The following is a 20,838-nucleotide window of genomic DNA, read 5'->3' as shown; positions in this document are numbered from 1 at the left end:
GCTTACAGGTCGAGCCCGAGGCGTTTTTCGGGCAGCGGCAGGTCGGGGTCGCGCGGCGGCATCGGCGGGAGTGAGGAGAGATCGTCGCGCTCCTCGGTCGGATGGCCGAGATCGTCGCCGCGCATGTCGTCACGCCGGTCGCGGGTGTCGCCATCGCGCGTGTCATCGAGCGCGAGGTCATCGAGCGGTTCGTCGCGCAGGAGGTCTTCCATGCCCGTCCTCGACCAGTCGGTGTCGGACGCGGGGAAGGGCGGGAGGTCGGCGAGGTCGGGCAGGTCGGCGAGCGCATCGCGGTCGGCGGAGGACAGCACGCGATCGATCCCCGGGGCGTCACGCCCATCGCCTGCCCGATCCGTATCGGGCCGGTCGGGGGCTGCTGCATCGACGGCCGAGCGGCTCGGGTCCGCCGTCGCGCGCGCGCCAGCGCCGTCCGTGCCTGCGCCGTCGATGCTCGTCCCGTCCATGCCTGGCACGTCCATGCCCGCCCCCTCCATCGCCACCTTCGACCAGTCGGTGGTCGAGGCGGGCATCGGCGGCAGGTCGGGGAGATCGGGGAGGTTTGCGAGCAGGATGGGTGCGTTGTCGGGGAGGCCGGCGGTATCGCCGGCGGTGAGGCTGTCGAACGCGGCGGTGAGCGCGTCGTCGGCCGCGCGGGCCTTCGCTTCGGGTCCGTCGACGACGAGGCGGCCGACGGTTTCGAGCGAGGAAGTCTTGTCGCCGGGGTTGCGGTCGAGCTGGCGCATGAGTTTGTCGGTATTGTCGGTGACGAGCGTGATCGCGTCGCGCACACGGGTGACGAGCACGTTGAACAGGCGCTGGTTGGAGAGGTTGGTCTCGTGGGAGAGCATCACCCCGATCCCTTTGTCGGTGGTGATCCCCTGCGCCATGTGCATGTTGAGCGCGTAGGCGAGCGACAGGCGCGAGAGCATCGGGTCGCCGGGTTCGAGGGTGATCGTATCCTTCGAGGCGAGTTCGACGGTGACGCGGCCGTTCTCGATGCCGGTGACGGTCGCGAGCGCGGCATTGTCCATCCCCCGCTCCGTGTCGTTGGTGGTCCAGCGGATCGTCTCGCCCTCGTGGAGGCGGACGCTGTCGAGGGTGGAGATCTGGAGCCGTTCGAGGGTGACGGTCGGATCGAGCTTTTGCGGCGCGAAGCGGATCTTCTCCGAGCCGCGCCGCATCTCCACCTTGTTGGTGAAGACGCGGGTGACCTCGTAGGTGCCGCCCCGGCGCAGCCCCAGTTCGGGGATATGGCCGGTGACGGTGACCTGCTGGCCGACCTTGTAGAATTGGGTGTAACGCAGTTCCTCGGGCGTCAGGCTGACACGGTCGTGGACGGTGACATCGAGGCCAGGGCCGCGTAGCGTGCCGTCGGCGGTCAGCCCCTCCTGGATGCGGGTGTTGATGTCGCCGCGCGTCTCGCGGCCCGAGGCGAAGACGGCGGTGAGGCTGCGCTCTTCGGGCGAAAGGGCAAGCCAACGATCGGCGGCGACCTCGACGGGGGATCGCTCGCCGCCCTTCGTCTCGATGACGTTGTCGCCGAGCACGCGAACCGCGGCGCTGGCCCTGCCGACATTGGCGAGTTCGGCGACGGTGCGCAGCACATCGGTGCGCTGGCGCAGATTGTCGTTCATGTAGGCGACCGGGGCGCCTGCGGCCTGCACGACGGAGAAGGCCTTGCCGGCGTTGATCGGCATCAGCTGCTGCTTGTCGCCGACGCCGCGGATCGCCTCGACGCCGAGCGCGGCCGCGACCTCGAACAGTCGCAGCAGATCGTCGTTGGAGACCATCGACATCTCGTCGACGACGAGGACGGTGTTCTTCATCTCGTCGCGCTTCGCTTGGCCCGCGGGCGTGTCGGGAAAGTCGAGATGGCGCTCACCCTGCCAGACGAACGATGCGATCGTCTGCGCCTCGATGCCGGCGCCGGCCTTCATGTCGGCGACCATCTTGTTCTGGAAGGCAAGGCCGTGGAGGCGGCGCCCTTCGCCCTCCAGCGTCCGCGCGGCGGCTTCGAGGACGGTGGACTTGCCCGCGCCCGCGACGCCCTGGACGAAGGCGATGCGGTCGGTGCCAGCGACGATCAGGGTGGCGGCGGCAAGCTGTCCGGCGTTCAGGTCATGCGGCGAGGCGGCCTGCAGCAGCGTCGGCGCCCGGTCGGGAGCGACGATCGGGGGAATCGCGCCGCGTTCCTTGTCGATGGTCGCAAGGATGCGCTCCTCGGTGCGCAGCGAGTCCGGGGTGGTGACCATGCGGTACGTCGTGTCGTGCTGGCGGACCTGGCCGGGGATCAGGCGCTCGGTGGCGACGAGGCGCTCGATGCGACGCTCGACATGATCGATGGTGACGCCCTTGAGGCCGAGGTCGAGCGCCTGCTTGGCGAGGCGGTGGACGTCGAAGGCGGCTTCGCGGGTGGCGAGGATGCGCACCGCCGAGGCGACGGCGTACTGCGCGCGGGCATCGGCGGGAGTGCCGGCGAGGCGGGTAATGGCGCGGTCGACCAGCGGATCGGGGGTGGCGAGATAATTGCCGACGATCTCGCGGGCGGAGGCGACGGCCGCGCGGATCGCATCCGCGCCGCGCTCGAGCGGGCTACGGCTCGCGTCATGGTCGTGCGCGCGGGTGACGCGCTCGGCGGCCGACAGCAGGTCCTTGCCGTCGAAGCCGAGGGCCTTCGCCTTGTCGATCCAGTCCTGGCGCAGGGTATCGCGGCTGTCGAGGCCGAGCTTGGGATCGCGGGTGCGCGCGGTCACCTCGCGCATCCCCTGCGCGCTCTTGATCCCGAGGCTTTGGGCGGCCGCGACGATATCGGCGCGGCGCTGGCTGAAGGCGTCGATGACCTTTTGCGGCACGCCGGTGATCTCGAAGGTGCCGTGCTTGCCGCCGGTTTCGACCTGGTAGCCGATCTTCTCGAGGCCGGCGCGCATATAGGCATGGTAGACCGCGCCGATGACGGTGTTGCTGGCCCAGATGCGGTCGGCATGGAGCGACTGCCATTTGCCATCGGCCATGCGGGTCAGGTTGGCGACGATCGCGTGGACATGGGCCTGCGGATCGAGCGCGCGGCTCGTGTCGTGCTGGAAGAGGGCGTAGAGGAGGTTGCCGGTCTGGACGGGGATCTTCTTGCCGCCGATGTCCTTGCGGGTTTCGGCGAGGTTGCGTTCGATCCAGGCCATGGTCTGGCGCACCGCCTGCATCTGGACGCCATCGGGTCCAAGGATGCGCTTGTCGCCGGCGACATAGGCCATCAGCGAGACCGACTTGGGCGCGGAGAAGGTGAGGTCGAAGCCGGCGCGACGGTTCTCGACCTGGCCGACCTTTTCGCCCGAGGGCAGCTCGCCGTTCAGCGCGCGCTCGAAGGTCGCCTTGTCGACCTGGCCGGACAGCCCCGCCGCCTCGGCGCCCTTGCCGCCCCACTGGCTGACCTCGCCGTTCTCGGAAGCGTAATAGTCGCCGTTGGTGAAGTCGTCCTTGGCGAAGTAATTGGACGCGCCGGAGGCGGAGCGGACGGAGGCGATCGAGTGCATCAGTCCATGCTCAGATCGTCACCACGATCGACGTGGTGATGGTGGTGATGGTCGCCGGCGCTGAAATCCTGACGGACCTCGACGATGGTCTGATCCTCGCGCTGGGCGGGCGGAGTGGGGCCGGTCGGGGCGGCGTCGCGAGCGCCGCGCGATGCGTCGGGAGCGGGGGTCCCGGAGGCCTGGGCGCGTGCGTCTCGCATATCCTGAAGCATGATGACCTTGCCGTCGCGTTGCCCCTGTGCGTCGCCCCTCGCATCCTTTGCGCCGGGGGTGACGCCCGGGTCGTTCGGATCGAGCCGCTGGGCGGCTTCGCGCTGTACCTGTTCCTGCGCCGCGATCTGGCCTTCGGTGGGCGCGGAGAGGATGGCATCCGCCATCGCCACGTTCGGATTGCGCGGTTCGACTTCCGCCTGTCCGGGCTGGGTGGCGCTGTCCCGTCCGTCCTCGTCCGGGCGCTTGCCCACGCCCCCCTTCTTTCCGCGTCTTGCCTCGTCGTCCGGCACGGCCGGACGGCGCTTCACGAAGCCGTCGGCGACGCGGGGGTAGTGCTGCCATTCGAGGCGGATGCGAGCGGCGGGAAATCCCTCGGGAAACTTGATGAAGCCGTGCATGGCGGGGAGGTTGGTGATGTCGTCGGGAATGACGAGCGCCTCGATCTGGGTGCGCGGGGTGAGCGTCGAGGCGTCACGGGTCGAATTGTATCCGTAGCTGTAGCCTTCATCCATCTGGCGGATCTCGCGGTTGCCGATGTAGCGGGCGCATTGCTCGGCGGTGTCGAGGTCGGCCGAGGCGAGGATCAGCTTGGTGCGCGCGAGCGAGGACAGGTTGCGGGCATTCTCCTCGCCGTAGACCTGGACGAGCTTGTCGAACGAGTGGATGCCGAGGATAATCGCGCCGCCATAATTGCGGGCGGTTTGCAGGCCCTGTTCGATGGCCGGGAGGCGGTGGAGCGCGCCGATCTCGTCGAAGAAGAACCAGGTGCGCAAGCTGCGGGTGTGCGGCATGGTCATGAGCGAATGGACGGCGAGATTGGTCCATAGCGTCAGCAGCGTCCGGTTCATCTCGAGATCGGTATACGAGCAGGTGATGAAGAGGATCGAGCCGGGCTTCTTTTCCGACGTGATCCACTGCTTGATCGAGAAGCGGTGCTGGTCCTCGGGCAGCAGCAGCAGCGCCTTGGCGTTGGTGTTGTAGACCGCGCGGATCGCCTCGGCCATGCGGGCGGCTTCGGGGGCGGTCAGCGGGTCGGCGATGGTCTCCTTCAGGTAGCGGTGGACGTGCTTGAGATCGGCGGTCATCAGGTTCTCGGCGAGCGCCTTGTTGGTCGCCTCGCCGTTCTCGATGAGCTTCATGCACATCTCGATGAACAGGGTGCGCGCGGCGAGCACCCAGAAGGGGTCGGCGGAGCCGCCGTCGGACGGGATAAGCGCGGCCGCGGCGGCGGTGAGTTCGCTCTGGGTCTTGCAGTCGTCGAACACCGACCAGGACGGGCAGCGTGTGTCGAGCGGGTTGAGGATGGTGTCGCGGTCGGGATCGTAGAAGGCTTCCACATAAGCGCCGGTCAGGTCGAAGACGACGGCGGTGTCGTGGCGCTCGCGCATCTGCTTCAGAAGCGCGCGCAGCGCGGTGGTCTTGCCCGAGCCGGTCGTGCCGATGAGCATGGTGTGGGATTGTTCGAGCCGGTGGGGGTAGGGGATGCCGGCGATGGAATAGGGATGGTGGATCCCGGCGGCCTTTCGCTCGGCGAAGGGCTTCTTCAGCACGACCTTCGGATCGACGCCGGGGAAGAAGGTGGCGGCGTCCTTGGTGAACCCGTCGAGATTGAACGCGGCGATTTCCTTGAAGAGGAGGTCTCGCGGCACGAGCATGGCGCCGCGTTCGTGGCGGTCCTCCATCATCGCGGCGCCGCGCCTGGTCGAGAAGGAGAAGTACCAGATCGACAGCGGAATCGCGACGAAGGTGGCGAGCAGCGCAGAGCCCATGAACCCTCGCACCGCCTTGGTCCAGGCGAGGGCCACTTCGGGGACATAGGGCACGTAGCCCATGACGGTCGAATGCACCGAATTGTCGGGCATCCGGAGGTTCACCTTCTTGAGATTGTCGAGCGCCACCCAGTCCCAGAGCGAGGACAGGATTCGCATCGAGATCAGCTGAAAGTTGTTCTCGTTGAGGCGGACCGAGAGGATGATCGTGTAGGCGATCAGGAAGGTCCCGAGCCAGATGAGGATGGGCATCTTCGCGCCCTGTAGCCACATCCGGACGGAGGCATCGAGCAGCTGCGAGCCGCGGGTGAAATTGCCCGAGTTGCGAGGCCGTACGCCACGCGCGGAGGCGTGCGCCAGATGGACCGGACGGCCATCGTTGCGGATGTCAGCCCTGGCCATGGAATCGCCGCATCCGGTTGTCGGTGGAGCTGATGATGCGGTCGCGGAAATCCGGGAACTGCTCGGTGATGATCGTGTCGAGCGCAAGCTGTGAATACTCGCCGACGCGGATCAGCCGAAGCTGGCTGTCGGTTAGCAGGCTTTGGCCGAGTAGATACTGATCTATCGCGGCGCGAACAACGTCCGCAACAGAGCGACCTTGGCTAGATGCAAGCTCCGCGATGCGGCCATATTGCCGCGTGTCGAAGCGCATCGTTCTTTGATGGGAGATACTCAACCAAGCCTCCTTGCAGAGAGGCCGGTGGGGTCTAAAATGCCGCTAGCTTGGTACACCAGGCTCGAAGCGCGATCAAGATGTAATCAGCGCCTCCAGGTGGATCGGTCCCGGCAGGTCCCTGCTATACGCTTGGAATGAACCAATATTCTCAAGCGGTCCCGACCGGTTCTTTAAGCGGTCCCAAGAGACTTTCTAGCCGGTCCCAAAAGGTTCGTAGTCAAATACCGCACATTCCACTGTTTTCGTTGAATAAATGTCCAGCACGACGTGCGTACGGTGTGCACTACTGTAGTCCCAATTCCTCCGTGCTGTATTGGTTATGGTTCCTTCCTCGGTTGACCCCGGTTCGGGTCCGGGATCGCGCGAGGATCGGGTCCGCCGGAAGGCGGAACGGGGTGAATGATTGCGTGCTCCGCACGCGGGATTGCATGGCAACGGCAGGGATCATCGTGGAAGTCTCCGGCAGGGTTCAAGTTGGAGCATTGCGTCATGGTTCGGCGGGGCTAGAATGGCGGTGTTCAGAGCCCGATCAGCCGAACGTGAAGGACGATGAAAATGGCGAAGTCACTGGATGCCGAACTGGCCGCGATCGAGGCCGAGGAACGCAAGCTTTCCGAGCGTCGCAAGGCGCATCAGGGACGGTTGCGCGAGGCTGCGATCTTGTCGGTCGAGAAGGCGGGTCTGCTGAAGCTGCCGCTGGACCGGCTCGACGCGTTGATGAAGGCGGTCAAGACGCTGGGCGTCGAGGAGGTCGAGAAGCGGCTGAAGGCGTCAGCCTGAAGCGGGTCGGCCGCTCTCCGGCGTCGGACAGGACCGGCGCGATGCGCAGCCCCTGCGAGGCCGCAGGGCCGATGCGATGGGCAAGCGAGCCGGTCCGGGTGATCGGTCGATGGCTTCAAGGGTATCAGGCAAAAAAACGGGGCGCGCAGGCGAAGCCGCGCGCCCCGTATCCGGGCAAGAGGGATGTGGGTCAGCCGGGTGTCGGCGGGGCGGTTACGCCCAAGCCAATCGTGCCTCGCTCGGGACGGTGCTGGCGCGTGCCATGGCGACCAGCGAGGGCAGGTATCGCGAGAGATGCGGATCGTTGCCGAGGCGGTGACGGATCACCGGATCGATCAGTCGCCGGCGCAGATCGGGAAGCGGGATTTCGCCGCACGATTCGGCATCGAGGCCCAGGCTTTCGAGCAGTGCATAGGCGTTACCGTTGGCGATGTTGAGCGAGGGCGCGCTGTCATGGGTCCATGCGACCTCGATCATGACCAGCCCGACGTTTTCCTCTCTCCGGACGCGGATGCGACGGGCGGTGAACTGGGCTTCGTCGAGGACGGCGATCGCGGCGTCGGCATGATCGAGGATGGCGCTGAGCGAAGCAAGCGGGAGGGGGCAGACGCGTGCCTCGAAGGTGAACTCCGGTTCGTCGATGGTGCCCCATTCGTGATGGATCAGGGAGAGGCCGAGACGTTCGGACTGGGCGCGCAGATAGTCGCACAATGTCGTCAGTTGCCGGGGGCTGATTTCTGCGGGGCGGACGGCGTGTGTGTCGTGGCCGTCATCGATGCGGAACGTGATGGTCATCTCGACCTCCTTCGTTGGAACCGCCTCTCCCGTTCCCGCTTCTCTTCAAGGCTTATGCGACGGCCACGTCGCGGGCAGGTTGGGGCCGCTGGCGAGGCGTAGCCACGGCGAGGCCGCGAGGCCGATGCCGATGCTCAATCACGCAGGTACAAGTCATGGCGAACCGCAGGCAAGAGAATGGGCCGCCCGGTGTTAGCCGGACGACCCAGAGGGAGCCTCGATAAGGCCGTCAGCGGGTAATCTGGTTGACGACGCCGAGGATGGTTCCGGCGAGCGCGCAGACAGCGATGATGCTGGTGACGATGATAAGCCAGACGCGCATCTGATCGACCGAAGCCTTGAAGCTATCCATGCTCGTTCGGATACCATCGAAGCGAGTATCCATGCTGGTGGTCATCCCATCCAGTTTCGCTTCGAGCCGCTGGTTCGCCTGTCCGACTGCCATGTCGATATGCTCCTCGACCGCATCCACGACCTTCTGGGCCGTATCGGGATCGATATTAGCTTGGGTCAACGCCCTGAACAACAGGACCTCCATGATCGTTCCTCCGTCATTGGCGGGGAGCGACGGGTCTGCCGTTCTCCTCATGCCGCCTCTCCCGATCCTCCCCCTCTCCGTGGTATCGCGACGGTAGGGACTGTCAGGAATTTTGTGCGAGAGGCCGGTTACCGTCATTAGATGACGAAGCGCTCACCGAAGATTACGGCGAACTGACTTTTGGCCTCACCCCATTCGCGCGGTGGGCGCTTCCATTCGTCCGCCGCGTGATTGAGCACGAGATATAACAGCTTCATCGCGGCATCGTCACCGGGGAAATGGCCGCGGGTACGGACGGCACGGCGAACCTTCGAATTCAGGGCCTCGATGGCGTTCGTAGTGTAGATGATCCGGCGGACGCCCTCGGGAAAGGCGAAGAACGGGATCACCTGGTCCCAGTGTCGCCGCCAGCTTATGGCGATGGCCGGGTGTTTCTGGCCCCAGGGGCCTGCCTCGAACGCCTCCAGCGCAGCCATGCCGGCCTCGGGCGTCTCGGCACGGTAGACGCCGCGCAACGCCTGGGCGATGAACTTGCGCTCCTTCCAGGACGCAAAGCTCATGCTGTTGCGGATCAGATGGACGATGCAGGTCTGGACGATGGCCTCGGGGAAGACAGCGTTGATCGCCTCCGGGAACCCCTTCAGGCCGTCGACGACGGCGATCAGGATGTCGGCGACGCCGCGGTTCCTGAGCTCGTTCATAACGCGCAGCCAGAATTTGGCCCCCTCGGTCTGCTCGATCCAGATGCCGAGCACCTCCTTGGTCCCGTCCGGCTGAATGCCCAGCGCGATGTAGACCGCCTTGTTGCGGACGAACCCTTCGTCGCGGATCTTCACCCGGATCGCGTCGAAAAACACCAGCGGATAGCAGGCGTCGAGCGGCCGACCCTGCCATTCGGCAACCGCCTCCAGCACCGCATCGGTGACGGTCGAGATCAGGTCCGGCGAGACGCCGATCCCGTACAGCTCCTCGAGGTGCCCGCGGATTTCGCGCACCGTCATCCCGCGCGCGTACATCGAGACGATCTTGTCGTCGAAGTCGGGGAAACGGCGCTGGTATTTGGCGATGAGCTTCGGGTCGAACGTCCCCGCCCGGTCGCGTGGCACGTCCAGCGTCACCTTCGACGTGCCCGTCAGCATCGTCTTCCTCGATGACCCGTTGCGCCGGTTGATGGTGCCTGCGGCGCCTTCGCTTTCCAGATGATCGTCGAGCTCAGCCGACAGCATCCGCTCCGACAACGCCTTCTTCAGCTCGTCGAGCAGACCGTCCTTTGCAAACAGCTCCTGCGGGTCACGACCAGCCAGAAGCTGGTCCAAAACGTCCTTGTCGATTGCCATATCGATGGTCCCTTCCATTCCATCCTATGGCCTCCCGCACAAAATTCCTGACAGTCCCCGACGGTACGTCGCGGGGGTCGCCACGCGCCCGGACCGGGCGGTGACCATCGGGACGTTGAGGATGTAACGCGGCAGCAGCGCCGTGCCGGGCTCGATGCCCGGCGGGGCGCCTTCCCGGTCGCGAAACGGGTTCCCTCGCGTGGGCTGATTGCCGCTCGCAGTGATGGTTCGCGGCAGCAGCGCGGGGGCGGGCTCGATGCCCGCGTCCGCGCTTTGCCGGCCTGTCCAAAAAACCGGCATCGGCGAGCTGGTCGCGGCGTGTGTAGGGGTGTGCGGCAGCGCCTTACCGGAGGGGGGAAGGCGAGCGGGCGCGCGGTTGTCCGTGCGCGGCCCGCAGGGGCCGCGCCAGGGCGGCCGCGCGTCCGCTCGCCTGGCGTGGGGGGAACCAGTAGGGTTTCCCCCACGGACGGCCGCGACAAAGGGCCAGCGCCGGGGTGGGACCCCGTCGCTGGCCAGTCATTCCCTGCCAAGGGATAAGGGGGAGGGGCGACGCGGGAGGAAGGATGCGCTACCCCTCGGGATCAGCCCCAAGCCGCGCGCTTGGTCGCGGCGGGGGCCGGTCCCTGATCGGAGATACGGTAGGCTTGGGTCGGGACGCCAGCCTTTTTCAGTTCGTTGAGCAAGCCGGACTGGATGCCGGTGCCTTGGCAAACGATGGCTTCGACGGGTTCGAGCGCGACAAGCTGGTCGTTGCGGCGGAAGCCCGCGGCACCGTTGTAGCGCGCGACGTTGGGGACGAACGCGACCAAGGGAACCTTGCGGCTCGCGGCCCATCCGGCGGCGATAAGGTCGCATCCCTTGCGCTGGCCGGACGTGCAAAGCGTCATGTGCGGAACGCGTGCCTTGATGGCGTCCAAGCGGTCGTAGATCATCTGGAAGTCGTGCCATTCCTGACCGCCCGAAAAGACGACGATGGGACCGGTGGGATTGCGCTGTTCGCGGATCGCGTCGGCGCGTGCCTTGAGGAAGTCCTTCGCCTCGATCTGGCTCGCGGTGCGGGCGGACGAAACGACGGTGCCGCGCGCGCTGCTCCACGGTTGACCGGTGCGCGCGCGATAGCATTCGGCGGCATAGTCGCGCATACATTCGATGGCGGCGCGCTGTTCCATCTTGGTCTGGGTGCGTAGCTGCAATTCCTCCATCTCGACCGCATGGATTTCGGACGGATCGGGGCGGCGGGCCATGTCGCCAAGGTCGCGCGCCAACGTGTCTTCCTCGCGCGCCAGTTTCTGCGCCTCGTAGTGGAAGGAATTGACGAATCCCCATGCGATGGCTTGGGCGCTCGTCTCAAGCCGGGTGTCGGCGAACAGGTCGAACAGGGTCGCCATGATCGCGCGGCAATCGAATTGCGCCTCGGCGGGTTCGGGCATGTCCAGTTCCTGTGCCGGTTCGCCCGGTCCCATGATCGACAGCGCGCCGACGTCGCCGAACGCCTCGTGGAATCGGTCGGTGGTCGTCTCGTCCGCGATGTGCTCGCGGATCGCCTCGGCGCGGTCCTGCGCGGCGATTTCGTCGGGCGTCTGCCCGAGGGCTTCGCCAAGCTGGGAAAGGCTGTTATAGCGGCGGGAGGGCGTTTGCTTGGTCATTTGCTCATTCCTTATGGCAGGGGCGTCTTAGGACCGGGGGGAGCGTTTCAGCCGCTTCCCCCCGTCCGTTCGGTGGTCTTAGGCGGCGACCGTCTCGTCGGCGGGCGTCTCGTTCTTGCGGCGACGGGTGGGGGTCATCGGCGGGATGGCGTCGTTGTCGTGTGCGCCTTCCTCGACCATCTGGCCGTTGGCGTCGGCGTTGCCGGTGCCGAAACCGTCATCGACGGTGCGGCGTCCGCGTCCCTGACGGCTGCCGTCGAGGTTCTCGCGGCGGGGGAGCGGGCGGTTCCAGACGACGTTGTAGGTTTCGGTTTCGTCGTCGGTGCGGAAGAGCATGACCTGAACCGGGGCGGCAAGGCTGGGGTCGTCAAAGCGTCCCTGATAGAAAACCTCGCCGCTCGAATTGCTGGTCTGCTCCCACAAAGCGCCGATCTGCACCCAGCGACGGGCGATGTTCAGGGCCATGATCTCGAACGCGGGTGCCTTGTCGCTGTCGCTTTCGACCGGGCGAAGTCCGAGCCGGGGCAGGTCGATGTGCGCGGTGGCGATCGAACCGAGAAGCTGGCCGTTGGTGCTCTTGAAGGAACCGATGTTCATGGGTCTTACTCCGTGGGGGCCTTTCCCCCTTTTCGCCGGACTTGGGGCCTTTCCCCTTCCGGCATCTTTCTTTTACCCCCTCCCCTCCAAGTATTGAAGCGCGTTGTTTTCTTGACACCCAAGTCATCGTACACGGTGAGTCCGAGCACAATAAGAGCTTGCGACCAGCAAGCGTAAACAAAAAACAAACATGCATTGACCGCGACAGCGGACAATTCAGATGAACAGGAACGATGTTCGATGGGGCGCAGCCCCGGCCTGTGATCTCATCGCACCCGGAGCCGTCCTCGCAGGGGCTCAAGCGCCGGGCACGGCCGGCGGGGTCAACATGAATCACGGAGTGTCTGCCGCTTTAGCGGTAGAAACCGTTATTCTTGTTGAGGCGTCTTCAAACGAACAAAAGCATTGCCCGCTTCGCGGGCAATCCTCCTTTGACGCCGACCCCGTCGGACGGGTCTGGCACGCAGAGACACTGGGAGACGGCGCAGGGTGCGATGAGATCATTGGCCCCACGAACGATCATCGTGCGCGTGAGCGCATGATTCCACAGCCGCAGGCTGCCGGCGATGGACGTTGGACTTGAGACGACGTGCGTAGGGACAGCGGAGGCGTGGATCAGGGTGCTGCGCCCCGGACAAGGGATCGTGACCCCGCAAGGGGCGGAGACGCGCTTCAGCGCGGCTCCGGTCGGCTTTGGCCGACTAGAGCCCGGCCCCGCCCATCGGGCGGGGTGGCCCCGAGGGTGAAGAGATTAAGGAATTGGCTGGCGTATGAAGGTATGGATCAACTCGCCGGGGATTTCGATGCGTTCGGGTCGATGAAGTCGATCGAGTCGGATTTTGAGGGATATTTGCTGAGGATCGAGCTTGACGTTGCTTCCATCCTGTATCTCGACGCGGGCGGAGGGGATCAAATACGGGCTGATATTGTCCTGCCCGGCCGTGAAGGCGGTAGAACCTCCGCCGCTGACGGTGATCTGGCCGTTAGCGAGTACGATATTGGGGCAGCAATCGTTGGCGAAGGTGCCGGTTATCGAAGTCGGATCGGGTTGTGGGGTACGATCGGTGGTGACGGCGAGCCAAAAGATGGCGGAGATCGCAGCGAGGGCTGCGAGGATGCCATTCCGGTTCATGCCGACTTCTACTCCGATGGCGCGGAAGGCTGGGCCGGCTGGGTGTCCAGCTGTCTGACCAATCGGTCGCGGAGGTCGTCCCAAGGGATTTTGGCGAGATAGCCGATGGTCATGATCCAGAGGGCGGTGTTGAGGAGGATGTAGATGCCCTGTCCTTGCTGGAGGTCGGGTACGAGGTTGGCGACGGTGCGCAGGAGGGACCCGCCGAGGATGAAGCCGAGGGCGGGAACGAGGTAGATGCCGATGACGGAGACGGTGTCGAGGGATCTGGCGAGGAGGCGGAGTGCGGCGCCGAGGACGATGGACAGGAGGAGGGTGGCGACCGCGAGTATGGCGAACAGGCCGATGCCGATCCATCCCATGAGAAAGAGGCCGGGACGATCGTCGATGCCGGGAGCGTGGGTGAGGATGGCGATGGCGGCGATGGGCGGCAGGAGGCTGTGCGCGAGGCCGAGGGAGACAGCGACGATCAGGCGAAGCATGTCGTTCGAGGCGAGGAGGCGAGCCATGCCGGTGTGCCAGAGCCGAGCAGAAGTCCGAGCGATCATTGTTCGGAAGTCCGCAGGCGATCGTAGTCAGCGCCGGGGATCCAACACGGTGTACCAAGATGTCCGATGTTCATGCCGCGGGTGTCCTCGATGTCGTCAGCGGAACGCGTGAGCGGAATTGCGTGGTGATGAAATAGTGAGATGATGGGGATCATGCAGGAGCCTGTTTCCGATCCGGTTCATCGTAATTCGCTGGGTTATGTCGTTGGCAAGGTGTTGCGGGGTGGTGAGGGACCGCAGATCGTGTGGGCGCGTGACGGTTCGGGGGGCAGGGTATTGATCGAGGATGCGACGAGCGGGGGCGGTCAGGGACTGACTTGTGTGTGCGGCGCGGAGCTGATCGGCCGGAAGGGGTCGGAGCGGGCGCATCATTTTGCGCATGGGTCGGGGTCCAGCGGGGGGTGCGAGGCGGCGCGGACGACGGCGATCGGGGAGTTCGTGCTGTCGGCGGTCGGCGGGGCTGGCCGGATAAAATTGCCGGATCGTGGGGCGAGATCGGAGACGGCGGAGGTGCGGGCGGAGGGCTATTCGGTGCATGACGGGGTGGTGGTGGTTCGCCTGGTGCATGCGAGCGGTGTGGAATTGGACATGGCGGTGGCGATCCGGCCGCGGGATGTGGGTCGGTGCCGCGGGATGGATTGGAGCGGGGCGGGGCGATCGGCGATGCTGGTGTCGCTGGTCGGCTGCCAGTCGCTGGGGGACCGGGGGCTGACGGATGCGATCGTTGCCGGCGGGAGCCGCGATTGGCTGGCGGACAGGAAGCCGGAGCGTCGCTGGCGTTCGGCAGGAAGCGAGCGGTCGGCCAAGGGCCAGCCAGACCAGGCAGCCGAAGTATCAGAAGATGTGGCGGGCGATCGTCGCAAGAGCGAAGCCAAGGCTGTTACCGAAAATGTTCGACAGTTCGGCAAGAGCTTCGCGGACCGGAGAGCCGGAACGTCGTCCGACGCGGGTACTGGCAAGGCTGGTGCCTGGAATCATGGAAAGCGGCAAACCTTAGGGAAAGATTTTGCGGAGCGACTGGAAACGATGTTTCCGGCGGAGGTTGAGCGGGCGTATCTGGACATGAAGTATCGCCGAAACAGACGGGACCGGACATGAGCGAGCAGAGTGAGAACATGGCGACGGACGCGGGAACCGATGCGGTGACATTGGCGACGGAGTTGACGATCGCGTGGTTGTCGAATCCGAACACGCGGGCGGGAGCGGAGGAGGTGCCGGGGTTTCTGCGGACGATGCACGAGGCGGTAGGTGCGCTGGCGGCGGTGCAAGGCGCGAGCGATACGTCCGAAGTGGAAGCATCGGAGGTGTATGTGCCGGCGGTATCGGTGCGCAAGTCGCTGGCCCGCCGGGATGCGATCATCAGCCTGATCGACGGGAAGCCGTATAAGACGCTGCGTCGTCACCTGGCGGGTCATGGTCTGACGCCGGAGACGTATCGCGAGCGTTATGGGCTGAAGGCGGATTATCCGATGGTGGCGCCGGAGTATAGCGAGGCGCGCAGCAGCATGGCGAAGAAAAGCGGGCTGGGGCGCAGGCCGAAGGCGGCGATGCCAGCGGTGGGGACGGACGCGGAGGCGGAGTCAGCGGAAGCGCCCAAGAAGCGTCGCGGCGGCAAGTTGGGGATCGCGGCGGCGTAGGGACCCTGGGATCGTAGGGCCGACGCGGACGGTCGCGACACGTCCGATCGGGAACGTGGCCCCAATGAGAGGATTGTCCCTGTCGCGTGACGATCGGGTTGCGCGGCGAAGGGGTGCCGTTCGATGAAGCGAGGCTGTCTGTTGTGGTTGCTGGGTGTGCCGCTGCCGGTCGTGCTGCTGCTGTATTTCCTGTTCTTCCGCTGAGGCGTTGCGGACCGGCTCACCGATCCTTGTCAGTCGTCGGGGGCGATAGCCGCGATCGGATCGATGGCGCGGCGTAGCTGGGCGACGTGGGTTTCGATGGCGTCGATGCGGTCGGCGAGATCGATGGCGAGATCGTAGAGGGCGGTGTTGTCGCGCGTTCCGGTCGCGGCATCCTGGGCGAGCCGGTGGAGGGTGAGCAGGTCGAGGCGGATGCGTGGTGGCAAGGCGGGGTCGCCGAGATGCTCGCGCAGTGCGTCGAGGGCATCGACGGCGGTGAGGATGCTGCGGGTATCGATGGCGGCGAGGCGTTCGTCGGGGCTTTCGCCGCCCTTGTTCCAGTCCATGGGGTTCTCCTTTGGGTTTCGAGGAACGTACCGCCGGACCCCCGTCAGCGGCAACGCTCGCCGCGCACGCGACAAGTGGAAGTATTCTCTGGCGTTGGGACTTGTTCCTATGGTGTTCTATAAGCCGGTTCGACACCAACGGGAGTGGGAACGATGCACTGGACCGATACGATCAAGAAGCATGACTTCGAGCTGGCGCTGACGGACCAGCTGGACAACATGGAACTCGCGCCCCAGCGGCGGGTGCTGGCCGGATGCGCGATCGGGGTGGAACTCGATCTGGCGTGGCTGTCGACGGGCGAGCTGCTCGAGGCGTTTGAGGCACTGGCGTCGGACATCGCGAACGGCGTCGGCCACGGCGAGGGCAAGGAGGCGCTGGGTGCGATCATCGGCGATGCGAACCCGTTCCAGATGCGGCTGTGGTATCTGCTGAGCGATACGCCGATCGACATGGCGATCGACGATCTGACATGGCTCAAGGGGCTGCTTTATGCGCGCGGGCGGGCGTCGATCATGCTGCGCGAGGCAGGGGTGCCGCAGACATACTGGGCCAACGAGGATGCCTTGGAGGGTCCGAACGCGGCCGACATCATGGGCTGCACCGACCGGACCTCACGCGACCATCGCGTAAACGCTCCCTGGCAGTGAGGGCTTGCGCCGGCTGACGCGGAAGGGTTGGACGGGATCGCCGGTGCCGATGACATATTGATCGGTGCCGGTGGTTTCGCGCAGCTGGACGGCGACGGCATAGGCGTTCTCGAACGAGGCGAGGCGGCTGCGACGCGGCGAGAGGGTGGTGACAGACATGGCATGATCCTCGGGTGCGGGGTCGTTCATGGAAAGTCAGGGAAAGATCGGGTAGAGGCGACCGGGACCGGACCGGACGCGAAAGCGTTCGGGTGGTTGATCCCCCCGGAGACGGAAGGATCCTTCAGGGAACGGGGCGGCATCTCTGCAAGGGTGTCGCCCCGTTTCGTATCCGGCGAATTACGTGCCGGTCAGGACTTCTCCTTCAGCGGTTCGGGTTTCTTGCCGTCGGGCAGGGTCCGGCGCAGATGGTCGTGGACTAGTCCGGCGCTGAACGGCTTGGAGATGAAGGTGGCGTTCTGGGGCATGTCGCCGGGTCCGGGGGTGATGTTGCCGCTGGCGATGACGATATCGATCCACGGCCATCTGGCGGAGACTTCGCGGGCGAGTTCGAAGCCGTCGATGCCGCCGGGCATCTCGACGTCCGAGAACAGCAGCATGATCTGTTCGGCCCTGGCGGACAGAAGATCGATGGCGGCGTCGCCGTCATCGGCTTCGTGGCTTCGATGCCCTTCCCGGCGAGCGGATCGGCGAGATCATGGATCGCCGCATGCTGGTGCTCGAGCGTGACGGCCGGATCGACGCCTATACCTCGTGGTCGAGCGGCGGGATATTCGGGCGGTATCACATCAACAAGCTGGTAGTACGCCCCGAAGCGCGTGGCCAAGGCATTGCGCGGGCGCTGGTAGGCTCGCTCGGCGTCGCACTGTCCGGCCGGGTATTTATCTCGACGCCGAGCGACGATGTCGCGGCGCTGGCATTGCTGCGCTCGACGGGCTGGACGCCGGCGGGAGAACTTACCGGCATGGGAGCCGGGCACGATGTCGAGGCCTTCTTCTACCGTGACCTGGATACCGGGGAGCGGCCTGCGGGATGACGGCCGGGCGGGTTCATTCCGGATCGCCGAGGGCCAGGATATCCGTGAGTGAGGGTGCGGGATCGCGGCGCGGGCGGCGTTCGAACCGGAAGCCCTGCTTTGCGGCATATTTGTGGACGGCGGCGTAGCCTTGTCCGAGAGCCGCCACGAGATCGGCGAGTGCGACGCCGTTGGCATGGGCGAGCGCCAGCGCACGATGCTCGTCGTCGCTCCAGGGACGGTGATAGCCATGGACCAGCCCGAGGAGGTTGGCGCGGGTGAACAGCGACGCCTTGGTGCGGCCCATACAGGCGGCAAGATCGTCCATCGGCACCTTGCCGTAATGTTCGCGTAATGTGGCGAGGTCGGCCTCGGTCCACACCGGCCCGCCGCGAAAACCGTCGCGATGTGCGTGGGTGCCGCGAAGTCGCAGATGATCGGCGCGCCAGCGGATCGAGCAGCGGGTGCGGCCTAGCCGGGTCAGCAGCGGGGTGAGACTGGCGCCGTCGCGATAGGCGCGGGCGAGAAGCTCGTCCTCCTCGGGCGTCCAGGCACGCCCCCAACCCCGGCTCATGCCGGTCACGCGCGCCATCTGGTTGAAGCCGGGCCTCGTGCGCACGGGGAAGCCCTCGTCCGCCATCATGGCGCGAATGGAAACGTAGCGATGCCCTTCCTCGATCAGGGTCGCTGCGCGGTCGATCTCGGCATCGCTCCACCCGGTCGGATGGTTCGGGTGACGCAGGTTCAGCGTGCTCGCGCGGGTCCGAAGGCCAAAGAGCGGGCGGCCGATAATGGCGGCGATCATCGCGCCGGGTACGCCGATGGCGTAGCCCGCGCGGAGCTGCGCATCCTCCCAGGGCGTCCATTCAGGCGGGTTGCCCTCGGTCAGCCCCAGCACTGCCGCGCGCGCGTAGATCGCCGCGCACGACCGGGCGAAGTCCGAGGCGATAACGGCGGTCGGATCCGTCCCGTAGCGACGGATCAGTTCCTCGCTCTCCATCTCGCCCCATGGCCGGCTGCTGTGCCGGCGAAGCCCCAGGCGGGCGATGCGGTCGCGCACGCCGTACCGGCCACGCCCGAGCGCGGCGGCTATGTCGTCGGGCGCGGCATCGGCGGCGAACATGGAACGCAGCGTTTCGGTCTCGGCCGGCGTCCAGGCTTCGCCCCTGAACCGCATTTCGGCAAGGGGGCCGGAGCCGGAGGGCACGAGCCCCGGGCAGGCGACCAGTTCGACAAGGAGGGGGGCGTCGTTGCCGTCAGGGTGGCCGGTCATGACAGGCCGACCACGGGAACGTCGCTTACGCGCGCGCGAAGCCGCGCATGAAGTCGTGCCATCCGGTCCTCTCCACGCGGCATGGTGTCGACGGCGGCAAGCGCCGCGAGGATGTCGAGGGCGGCGTCCACGGCGTGCCGGTCGACGGCAAGGTGCCTGGCCAGTTCGCTCGCCGTGGTGGCGTTGGGCGCGATGCGACGCAGCGCGCCGCAGATCGCGGCGGCGATGGGCGCCGCGTCATCGAGGAGGAAGGCATCGAGCGCGCGGGTGCCCCGCAGCGTCAGCGTCGTGTCGCGCGGTGCGGGTGCTTCGGCGAGGGTATCGAGGTCGAGTAGCCGGTGGACCTCGTCTCCGGCGATATCGGCCGCGGCGCGAAGCGCGGGCGTCCGCCCCAGATGGGTCGTGATCGTCGGATCGATCTTCGCGAGCACCGGGGTCGCGGCGAGCGCTGGCCCGAAGGCGAAGAACTCGCCCGGTCCAAGGGTGCGAAGCCGGTCGGCCTCGCGCGCGGAGAAGCCGAGGATGTCGGCCGCACGCGCGATATCGCGGTCGAACACGTTGATCCCGATCAGGACGTTCTGGAGTTCGGAGATGACCGAGGCGGACAGCTTGGCGAGCCGCTGGGTGGCGATGACCGGCGCGATCCCGCGCTTGCGGCCTCGCGAGCACAGGTCGGTGAGCGTAGCGACGCCGAGGCGGCGGGTCTCGGCATCGCGCGCCGAGCCCGCGATATGTGGGGCGAGCAGATGTCCCTCGTCGATGGCGACCAGCACGGTATGGTCCCAGTCCTCGCGCGGTGCGCCGATCAGGCCGGCGAAGAAGGCCGACGCCTTGACGATGCGCTGTTCGGGATCGAGGTCGGTGAGGTCGAGGTGAAGTGCTAGCCGATGCCGGCGGGCGCGCAGCGCCGCGGCGGTAAGGCCGTCGGCAGCGATCCCCGCGGCTTTCAGCGTGGTCGCGCCGATATGCCCGGCCAAATTGTCGAACTCGCCTTCGGGATCGACGATGATCGTCTGCACATAGTCGAACGCCTCCTCGACGATGCGGCGCATGGTCCGGCTCTTGCCTGCACCCGAGCCGCCCTGGAGCAGCAGGCGTCCGGCCAGCAGCCGGTCGAGGTCGAGCTCGAGCGCGCCGGTCGCGTGGCGGCCGATCGGAACACGGGTGGCATCGCGGGTATCGATCGGCGGATCGGTCACAGGGGTCTGGAGAGTATCGAGCATCGTCGCCTCCTTATCGGGCGGGTCAGCGGGGATCGCGCGCATAGGTCGCGAGGCGGTTGCGGGCCTCGGCGAGCTGTTCGATGCCGCGCGCGAGGAAGAGCGCCTGCGAGCTGTCCGGCGTGACGGCATCGAGGCGCGCTTCCAGGGCGCGCAGGCGATGGTCGATGGCGTCGGCGACCGCGAGGATGTCGTCGAGCCTGAGCACCACGGCGGCCTCGTCGGCGCGCAGGAGGTGACGCCTGCTGGCGAACGACAGATACTGCGGTTCGACCGCCAGGCGGTGTACCAGTGCGGTCTCGACCGCGTCGGTGATCTGCGTGGCGTCATGGACGATCTCGGCCAACAGCACCTCGCGCGTCATCGCGGGCAGGTGGCGCAGCGCGCCAGCCTCGCCGGTGACCGCGATCGGATCGGCCGAGGCCAGCCCAACAACGCCTTCGGCGAGAACGACGATGACATCGCCCTCACGGAGCCGGGAACGCTCCTCGATGCAGGCGTCGAACGCATGGGCGCTGGTGTCGAAATAGTGGACGCGGTGCATGACCGATCCTTTCGTTTACGGGAGTGGGGGTGAAGGCTGACGCCGAGGGCGCAATTCAGGCGTAGCGTGGACGTCGCTCCGGGAAGCGTTCGGGCGGCAGGCCGGTGAAGGTGTAGGCACGGTAGCGTCCGCCCGAGTAGAGCACAGAGGATACCTCCCGCCGGTGCCGCTGGAGGCGTTCGAGGAGCCGGTTGACACGCTGCTGCGCGGCGACAGCGGTCGCCTCGTCGAAATGCAGTGCGATGGCGCGGACGAAGGTGCCGCTGTCATACCGTAGGGTAGGCAGGGTGGCGTCTACGAGAGAACACCCCACTGCCCCCCTCCGAACCGGACGTGCAACTTTCACTGCATCCGGCTCTCCGCTCCGGGCACTGTAGAACGAAAGTCCGGCA

The 20,838-nt window shown here is 66.2% G+C and carries 21 protein-coding genes and 1 pseudogene; 5 read left to right on the top strand and 17 right to left on the bottom strand.

All coding sequences use genetic code 11. The features are described 5' to 3' along the window. Positions 1–2 precede the first annotated feature (2 nt). Genes mobF through ABLE43_RS17385 form a run of 3 tightly spaced genes read right to left on the bottom strand, consistent with a single transcriptional unit; the run spans position 3 to position 6,188 of the window. The gene (gene mobF / locus ABLE43_RS17395) at positions 3–3,527 is read right to left on the bottom strand and encodes a MobF family relaxase (protein ID WP_348979610.1); all 3,525 of its coding nucleotides are present in this window, start codon (positions 3,525–3,527) and stop codon (positions 3–5) included. Next, positions 3,527–5,911, bottom strand: coding sequence for a type IV secretion system DNA-binding domain-containing protein (locus ABLE43_RS17390; RefSeq protein ID WP_315463023.1), 2,385 nt, complete (start codon positions 5,909–5,911; stop codon positions 3,527–3,529). The genes mobF and ABLE43_RS17390 overlap by 1 nt, the downstream gene beginning before the upstream one ends. Continuing rightward, a complete protein-coding gene (locus tag ABLE43_RS17385; protein ID WP_256210866.1) occupies positions 5,898–6,188 on the bottom strand; it encodes a hypothetical protein in 291 nt (96 codons plus the stop codon). Before ABLE43_RS17385 ends, ABLE43_RS17390 begins: the two co-directional genes overlap by 14 nt. A 555-nt stretch (positions 6,189–6,743) precedes the next feature. Here ABLE43_RS17385 and ABLE43_RS17380 point away from each other — a divergent pair. Beyond that, positions 6,744–6,968: a hypothetical protein gene (locus tag ABLE43_RS17380; RefSeq protein WP_315463010.1), complete on the top strand. Its 225-nt coding sequence runs from the start codon at positions 6,744–6,746 to the stop codon at positions 6,966–6,968. 213 nt (positions 6,969–7,181) lie between these two features. On the opposite strand, the gene ABLE43_RS17375 is transcribed toward ABLE43_RS17380, so the two are convergent. The 7 genes from ABLE43_RS17375 to ABLE43_RS17345 form a co-directional block, all read right to left on the bottom strand. Next, positions 7,182–7,763 carry a hypothetical protein gene (locus ABLE43_RS17375; protein ID WP_315463009.1) on the bottom strand — a complete coding sequence of 194 codons (582 nt, stop codon included), beginning with the start codon at positions 7,761–7,763 and terminating at the stop codon, positions 7,182–7,184. Positions 7,764–7,992: 229 nt separating this feature from the next. Beyond that, on the bottom strand, positions 7,993–8,301 hold the full coding sequence (locus tag ABLE43_RS17370; protein ID WP_315463008.1) for a hypothetical protein: 309 nt from the start codon (positions 8,299–8,301) through the stop codon (positions 7,993–7,995). Between the two features lie 137 nt (positions 8,302–8,438). Next, entirely contained in the window at positions 8,439–9,638 is a 1,200-nt protein-coding gene (locus tag ABLE43_RS17365; protein ID WP_093068508.1) for an IS256 family transposase, read from the bottom strand. A gap of 581 nt (positions 9,639–10,219) precedes the next feature. Further along, entirely contained in the window at positions 10,220–11,284 is a 1,065-nt protein-coding gene (locus ABLE43_RS17360) for a DUF2493 domain-containing protein (RefSeq protein WP_315463007.1), read from the bottom strand. A gap of 78 nt (positions 11,285–11,362) precedes the next feature. Then, entirely contained in the window at positions 11,363–11,881 is a 519-nt protein-coding gene (locus ABLE43_RS17355; RefSeq protein WP_093067627.1) for a DUF736 domain-containing protein, read from the bottom strand. Between the two features lie 751 nt (positions 11,882–12,632). Continuing rightward, a complete protein-coding gene (locus tag ABLE43_RS17350; protein WP_348979609.1) occupies positions 12,633–13,013 on the bottom strand; it encodes a hypothetical protein in 381 nt (126 codons plus the stop codon). 8 nt (positions 13,014–13,021) lie between these two features. Continuing rightward, positions 13,022–13,522 carry a hypothetical protein gene (locus ABLE43_RS17345; RefSeq protein WP_315463005.1) on the bottom strand — a complete coding sequence of 167 codons (501 nt, stop codon included), beginning with the start codon at positions 13,520–13,522 and terminating at the stop codon, positions 13,022–13,024. A gap of 180 nt (positions 13,523–13,702) precedes the next feature. On the opposite strand from ABLE43_RS17345, the gene ABLE43_RS17340 reads away from it, so the two are divergent. Both ABLE43_RS17340 and ABLE43_RS17335 read left to right on the top strand, forming a co-directional pair. Beyond that, positions 13,703–14,659, top strand: a complete 957-nt coding sequence (locus ABLE43_RS17340; RefSeq protein WP_315463004.1) for a competence protein CoiA family protein — start codon at positions 13,703–13,705, stop codon at positions 14,657–14,659. After that, entirely contained in the window at positions 14,656–15,198 is a 543-nt protein-coding gene (locus ABLE43_RS17335) for a Ros/MucR family transcriptional regulator (RefSeq protein ID WP_423828598.1), read from the top strand. The genes ABLE43_RS17340 and ABLE43_RS17335 overlap by 4 nt, the downstream gene beginning before the upstream one ends. 233 nt (positions 15,199–15,431) lie before the next feature. Here ABLE43_RS17335 and ABLE43_RS17330 read toward each other — a convergent pair whose 3' ends face one another. After that, positions 15,432–15,746 (bottom strand): transposase, encoded by a 315-nt coding sequence (locus ABLE43_RS17330; RefSeq protein WP_315463003.1) that lies wholly within the window; start codon positions 15,744–15,746, stop codon positions 15,432–15,434. A gap of 153 nt (positions 15,747–15,899) precedes the next feature. Here ABLE43_RS17330 and ABLE43_RS17325 point away from each other — a divergent pair, with 153 nt between their 5' ends. Further along, positions 15,900–16,394 (top strand): hypothetical protein, encoded by a 495-nt coding sequence (locus tag ABLE43_RS17325; protein ID WP_315463002.1) that lies wholly within the window; start codon positions 15,900–15,902, stop codon positions 16,392–16,394. On the opposite strand, the gene ABLE43_RS17320 is transcribed toward ABLE43_RS17325, so the two are convergent. Continuing rightward, entirely contained in the window at positions 16,359–16,553 is a 195-nt protein-coding gene (locus ABLE43_RS17320; RefSeq protein ID WP_093067828.1) for a hypothetical protein, read from the bottom strand. The two genes, ABLE43_RS17325 and ABLE43_RS17320, sit on opposite strands and share 36 nt — an antisense overlap. Before the next feature lie 191 nt (positions 16,554–16,744). Next, positions 16,745–17,062, bottom strand: a pseudogene (locus ABLE43_RS17315) (response regulator); the annotation flags it as partial. A gap of 29 nt (positions 17,063–17,091) precedes the next feature. On the opposite strand from ABLE43_RS17315, the gene ABLE43_RS17310 reads away from it, so the two are divergent. Then, the gene (locus ABLE43_RS17310; protein ID WP_348979608.1) at positions 17,092–17,430 is read left to right on the top strand and encodes a GNAT family N-acetyltransferase; all 339 of its coding nucleotides are present in this window, start codon (positions 17,092–17,094) and stop codon (positions 17,428–17,430) included. Between the two features lie 13 nt (positions 17,431–17,443). On the opposite strand, the gene ABLE43_RS17305 is transcribed toward ABLE43_RS17310, so the two are convergent. Genes ABLE43_RS17305 through ABLE43_RS17290 form a run of 4 tightly spaced genes read right to left on the bottom strand, consistent with a single transcriptional unit; the run spans position 17,444 to position 20,759 of the window. Continuing rightward, positions 17,444–18,682 (bottom strand): hypothetical protein, encoded by a 1,239-nt coding sequence (locus ABLE43_RS17305; RefSeq protein ID WP_315463000.1) that lies wholly within the window; start codon positions 18,680–18,682, stop codon positions 17,444–17,446. Continuing rightward, on the bottom strand, positions 18,679–19,905 hold the full coding sequence (locus tag ABLE43_RS17300) for a helicase HerA domain-containing protein (RefSeq protein ID WP_315462999.1): 1,227 nt from the start codon (positions 19,903–19,905) through the stop codon (positions 18,679–18,681). Before ABLE43_RS17300 ends, ABLE43_RS17305 begins: the two co-directional genes overlap by 4 nt. A gap of 22 nt (positions 19,906–19,927) precedes the next feature. Beyond that, entirely contained in the window at positions 19,928–20,446 is a 519-nt protein-coding gene (locus ABLE43_RS17295; protein WP_315462998.1) for a hypothetical protein, read from the bottom strand. A 55-nt stretch (positions 20,447–20,501) separates the two neighbouring features. Then, entirely contained in the window at positions 20,502–20,759 is a 258-nt protein-coding gene (locus ABLE43_RS17290) for a hypothetical protein (protein WP_348979607.1), read from the bottom strand. Between the last annotated feature and the right edge of the window lie 79 nt (positions 20,760–20,838).

This window comes from Sphingomonas silueang, from assembly GCF_040049155.1.
Taxonomy (GTDB): Bacteria; Pseudomonadota; Alphaproteobacteria; order Sphingomonadales; family Sphingomonadaceae; genus Sphingomonas; species Sphingomonas silueang.
The sequence above is the reverse complement of the archived record's forward strand: the minus strand, read 5'-3'. Positions and strand labels throughout refer to the sequence as shown.

Excerpts from the sequence above, each read along its gene's own strand:
- mobF (WP_348979610.1), bottom strand. The coding sequence starts at position 3,527 with ATGCACTCGATCGCCTCCGTCCGCTCCGCCTCCGGCGCGTCCAATTAC.
- ABLE43_RS17390 (WP_315463023.1), bottom strand. The coding sequence starts at position 5,911 with ATGGCCAGGGCTGACATCCGCAACGATGGCCGTCCGGTCCATCTGGCG.
- ABLE43_RS17380 (WP_315463010.1), top strand. The coding sequence starts at position 6,744 with ATGGCGAAGTCACTGGATGCCGAACTGGCCGCGATCGAGGCCGAGGAA.
- ABLE43_RS17375 (WP_315463009.1), bottom strand. The coding sequence starts at position 7,763 with ATGACCATCACGTTCCGCATCGATGACGGCCACGACACACACGCCGTC.
- ABLE43_RS17370 (WP_315463008.1), bottom strand. The coding sequence starts at position 8,301 with ATGGAGGTCCTGTTGTTCAGGGCGTTGACCCAAGCTAATATCGATCCC.
- ABLE43_RS17365 (WP_093068508.1), bottom strand. The coding sequence starts at position 9,638 with ATGGCAATCGACAAGGACGTTTTGGACCAGCTTCTGGCTGGTCGTGAC.
- ABLE43_RS17360 (WP_315463007.1), bottom strand. The coding sequence starts at position 11,284 with ATGACCAAGCAAACGCCCTCCCGCCGCTATAACAGCCTTTCCCAGCTT.
- ABLE43_RS17355 (WP_093067627.1), bottom strand. The coding sequence starts at position 11,881 with ATGAACATCGGTTCCTTCAAGAGCACCAACGGCCAGCTTCTCGGTTCG.
- ABLE43_RS17350 (WP_348979609.1), bottom strand. The coding sequence starts at position 13,013 with ATGAACCGGAATGGCATCCTCGCAGCCCTCGCTGCGATCTCCGCCATC.
- ABLE43_RS17345 (WP_315463005.1), bottom strand. The coding sequence starts at position 13,522 with ATGGCTCGCCTCCTCGCCTCGAACGACATGCTTCGCCTGATCGTCGCT.
- ABLE43_RS17340 (WP_315463004.1), top strand. The coding sequence starts at position 13,703 with ATGATGGGGATCATGCAGGAGCCTGTTTCCGATCCGGTTCATCGTAAT.
- ABLE43_RS17335 (WP_423828598.1), top strand. The coding sequence starts at position 14,656 with ATGAGCGAGCAGAGTGAGAACATGGCGACGGACGCGGGAACCGATGCG.
- ABLE43_RS17330 (WP_315463003.1), bottom strand. The coding sequence starts at position 15,746 with ATGGACTGGAACAAGGGCGGCGAAAGCCCCGACGAACGCCTCGCCGCC.
- ABLE43_RS17325 (WP_315463002.1), top strand. The coding sequence starts at position 15,900 with ATGCACTGGACCGATACGATCAAGAAGCATGACTTCGAGCTGGCGCTG.
- ABLE43_RS17320 (WP_093067828.1), bottom strand. The coding sequence starts at position 16,553 with ATGTCTGTCACCACCCTCTCGCCGCGTCGCAGCCGCCTCGCCTCGTTC.
- ABLE43_RS17310 (WP_348979608.1), top strand. The coding sequence starts at position 17,092 with ATGGATCGCCGCATGCTGGTGCTCGAGCGTGACGGCCGGATCGACGCC.
- ABLE43_RS17305 (WP_315463000.1), bottom strand. The coding sequence starts at position 18,682 with ATGACCGGCCACCCTGACGGCAACGACGCCCCCCTCCTTGTCGAACTG.
- ABLE43_RS17300 (WP_315462999.1), bottom strand. The coding sequence starts at position 19,905 with ATGCTCGATACTCTCCAGACCCCTGTGACCGATCCGCCGATCGATACC.
- ABLE43_RS17295 (WP_315462998.1), bottom strand. The coding sequence starts at position 20,446 with ATGCACCGCGTCCACTATTTCGACACCAGCGCCCATGCGTTCGACGCC.